General features: G+C 35.0%; 4 protein-coding genes. 1 reads left to right on the top strand and 3 read right to left on the bottom strand.

All coding sequences use genetic code 11. From position 1 onward, the window contains the following. Positions 1–181: 181 nt before the first annotated feature. Both ABY905_RS15935 and ABY905_RS15930 read right to left on the bottom strand, forming a co-directional pair. A complete protein-coding gene (locus ABY905_RS15935) occupies positions 182–1,519 on the bottom strand; it encodes an NAD(P)/FAD-dependent oxidoreductase (protein WP_372645657.1) in 1,338 nt (445 codons plus the stop codon). A gap of 187 nt (positions 1,520–1,706) precedes the next feature. Next, positions 1,707–2,057: a RidA family protein gene (locus ABY905_RS15930; RefSeq protein WP_372645655.1), complete on the bottom strand. Its 351-nt coding sequence runs from the start codon at positions 2,055–2,057 to the stop codon at positions 1,707–1,709. A gap of 111 nt (positions 2,058–2,168) precedes the next feature. Here ABY905_RS15930 and ABY905_RS15925 point away from each other — a divergent pair, with 111 nt between their 5' ends. Beyond that, on the top strand, positions 2,169–2,534 hold the full coding sequence (locus ABY905_RS15925) for a hypothetical protein (RefSeq protein ID WP_372645653.1): 366 nt from the start codon (positions 2,169–2,171) through the stop codon (positions 2,532–2,534). A 60-nt stretch (positions 2,535–2,594) separates the two neighbouring features. Here ABY905_RS15925 and ABY905_RS15920 read toward each other — a convergent pair. Beyond that, a partial coding sequence (locus tag ABY905_RS15920; protein WP_372645651.1) for an HU family DNA-binding protein occupies positions 2,595–2,856 on the bottom strand: 262 nt, incomplete at its 5' end.

Raw genomic sequence — 2,856 nt, 5'->3', positions numbered from 1 at the left:
TATCGATCTTCTCATGGCAATTGTATTTAAGTTTAAAAAAAATCAGTCATCCTCTGGTAAGGACAAATCTTAAACTGATATATAACTCTTATTATTGCTCTACACTGCAAAGCTTGTGCCACAAAAATGAAGAAGCACCAAGCAAATGAATGCTTAGTGCCTTTAAGAATATAAAAATCAATTAGTTTAGATTTATTTTTTTTATTTCCTGATGCTTTTCTGAAGCTCGATCAGTAAAACTTCTTTTTTTAGGTCTTATTAAAACTCGCAAGGATTGATCGGATGTGAAATAATTCCAGACCCAATTAATTAAAATAAAGAATCTATTTTTCACACCAACTATAGACATTAAGTGAACGAATAACCATAAAAGCCAAGCAAAGAAGCCTTGCATTTTCATTCCTGGCAAATCGGCAACAGCCAAATTTTTACCAATTGTAGCCATTGAACCCCTATCCTTATAATGGAAAGGCTTCATACTTTTATTCAGCAGATAATTCTTTAAATTTTTAGAAAGATGACTTGCTTGTTGCAAACCAACCTGAGCGACCTGAGGATGTCCATTTTGAAAATCACCCTCTTTTTGAATAGCCAAATCACCAATGGCATATACATGATTCACGCCTGACACTTTATTAAATAAGTCAACTCGAATACGCCCCCCTCGTGAGGCTGCAATTTCAGAAATTCCTTTAATCGGATTTGCAATGACACCAGCAGCCCAAACTAAAGTGTAAGAATGAAACTCCTCTCCACTATCAAGTTTAATTGCTAATCCATCATAGTCAGCTACACGTGCTTCAGTTTTTACAATCACACCCAATTTCTTCAAATAGGCTTCTGCTTTCTCAGATGCGATATCCGACATGCCATTTAGCAATCGGCCCGATGCTTCGAACAAATACACATTCATCAATGAAAAATCCAGCTCTGGATAATCCTTAGGAAGAATTTCAGATTTCATTTCTGCTAAAGCTCCGGCCAACTCTACCCCCGTTGGTCCTCCTCCTACCAGAACAATATTCATGTAATTGGCAGCTTTTTCAGGATCTGACTCATTAAGAGCCTTCTCATAATTTCTAAGAATCGAATTTCTAAGGAAAATCGCCTCAGAAACTGATTTCATCGGGATAGCAAATTGCTCTATATTTTTGTTGCCAAAATAATTAGTATCAACACCAGTGGCCAAAACCAGATGATCGTATTTAAGTTTACCCAAACTTGTATAAATCTCCTGAATATTTGTATTAACCTCTAATAGATCTGCCATTCGAAAATGGACATTCTGACGTTTCTGAAAAATTTTACGTAAAGGGAATGCGATAGAACTGGGTTCCAATCCTGAAGTTGCAACCTGATAAAATAAGGGTTGAAACTGGTGGAAATTATTTCTATCAATTAAGACGATTTGATAGGCTGTATTTGCCAATTGTCGAGCTAGCTTTAATCCAGCAAATCCGCCACCAATAATTACAACCCGTTTCTTTCCATTTTCAGGAATATGCTTAATTTTTTCCATTTTTCAAATTATTAGAAAAACTGATCAGAATCTTTTAAATATTAAAGGACCTTCTTATCTGATACAAAATAAAGAAGAAATTCTCTAATAATCTAATTCAATGAAATTTTAAATTTGTGAATGCTAAAAATCCCAGTTTTGAATAAGATCAAAACTGAGATTAATGACTTGGTTTTATAATTCCAGATTATTTCTTTGCAGCAATTACTGACATCTCAACTAATAACTCTGGTCGTGCTATGCGAGCTTCAACACAAGCTCGTGCTGGTTGATGTCCATCCTCTACCCAGTTATCCCAAACTTCATTCATTGCAGCAAAATCTTTCATATCGCGCACATAAATGGTAACAGATAAAATGTGTTTTTTATCTGATCCAGCTTTCTCAAGCAATTCTTCTACTTTTTCAAGAGTCGTAATGGTTTGTTGTGTTATATCAGCATTAGCATCTTTTGCAGTTTGCCCACATAAATATATCGTATTATTGTGTTCTACAATACGGCTCATTCTAGGCGTTGAATCAATTCTTTGAATAGTCATTTGTCTATATGTGTTTAAGTTAATTGCAATTGCGAAGATAATAAATCATCATTCAAGTAAAGATTTATGACTACCTTCATCAACAGTCAAATTCTGGAAAAATACAAAATCATGAAAATAATTACTTCTGTACTAATCCTGTTTCTTGGATTTTCATCATGCGACGCCAGTAGCAATGACACATTAAAGTGTGGAGTACAAAACCCACTTGAAGATTTAGCTTGGCTCAAAACGGTAAAAGAATCTTTAAAGGATAGCGATGTAGTGAAAACAATTTACCAAGCCTCCTACAAGAAAGAAACTGTCTTTTATGTGATGATTACCGACCCAAGAGTCAGATTAGCTTTTGGAGTTACGCTTTGGAATTGCGAAGGAAAAGTCATTCGTGTATTTAAATCAGGCGAATCAGAGGATTACGAAAAGCTTGTTACAGATAGAGTTGTTCTATACAAACATGTTCCCGATGAAAAAGAATGATCTCAAATTCTTTTTATAAAAAATTATGGAATCGAACTTTTCCATCTGGGATATTCTTTTTCATTTTTTCGGAATTTTTCGATAATCAACATTTGCAATATCTTGCTTCAATCGCTTACTGGGACGAAAAGCAATTGTACTTTTCTTAATGCGATAACGTGTTACCTGTTCCTCCGAATCGACCCCTTCGGCTGAAATATGAAGTGAAAAGGTCCCTAAATCGCCCAATTCAACACTTGTATTATCTTTCAACAACTGAGGAATTAATTGTGTAAAGGCCTCCAAAACTCCAACTACATCCGATCCACTGAAGGTAGACATG

It is taken from the genome of Ancylomarina sp. (assembly GCF_041555295.1).
Lineage (GTDB): Bacteria > Bacteroidota > Bacteroidia > Bacteroidales > Marinifilaceae > Ancylomarina.
Note: the sequence above shows the minus strand (reverse complement) of the source record. Positions and strands in the feature narration are given on the sequence as shown.